Source organism: Flavobacterium taihuense, from assembly GCF_019351435.1.
In the GTDB taxonomy this organism is placed as follows: domain Bacteria; phylum Bacteroidota; class Bacteroidia; order Flavobacteriales; family Flavobacteriaceae; genus Flavobacterium; species Flavobacterium taihuense.
The window spans coordinates 1-627 of the sequence record NZ_JAHWYN010000064.1 but is presented as its reverse complement, the minus strand read 5'-3'; the positions used below and the strand labels follow the sequence as shown (position 1 = coordinate 627).

1 protein-coding gene is annotated in these 627 nt (G+C 50.4%); it reads right to left on the bottom strand.

The window, feature by feature from the left end:
• On the bottom strand, nt 1-627 hold a 627-nt coding region (locus tag KZH69_RS20385; RefSeq protein WP_219319306.1), incomplete at both ends, for a hypothetical protein.

Below are 627 nucleotides of genomic sequence, written 5' to 3'. Positions count from 1 at the left end.
CTGCGCAATAGGCAGCAGTTCCCGTTACGGCGTAGGCAATTGGCAAAGCGGTAATGCTTACCACAGCGTTTCCGGTCATGGTATTGGTACAGCTACCGGCTGTTTTCGTGGCCAACACGGTATAAGTGGCAGCTGTAGTTTGGTTGCCAAAAGAAATTGCTGCGCCTGTTCCAGACACTGGACTTCCAACATCGGTGGCTCCATTTTTTAATTGATAGTTGACTCCATTTTCAGAATTTGCCAAACCAACGGCAACACCGGTTCCTCCTGCGCAATAGGCAGCAGTTCCCGTTACGGCGTAGGCAATTGGTAAAGCGGTAATGCTTACCACAGCGTTTCCGGTCATGGTATTGGTACAGCTACCGGCTGTTTTCGTGGCCAACACGGTATAAGTGGCAGCTGTAGTTTGGTTGCCAAAAGAAATTGCTGCCCCGCTTCCGGACACTGGACTTCCAACATCGGTGGCTCCATTTTTTAATTGATAGTTGACTCCATTTTCAGAATTTGCCAAACCAACGGCAACACCGGTTCCTCCTGCGCAATAGGCAGCAGTTCCCGTTACGGCGTAGGCAATTGGCAAAGCGGTAATGCTTACCACAGCGCTTCCGGTCATGGTATTGGTACAGC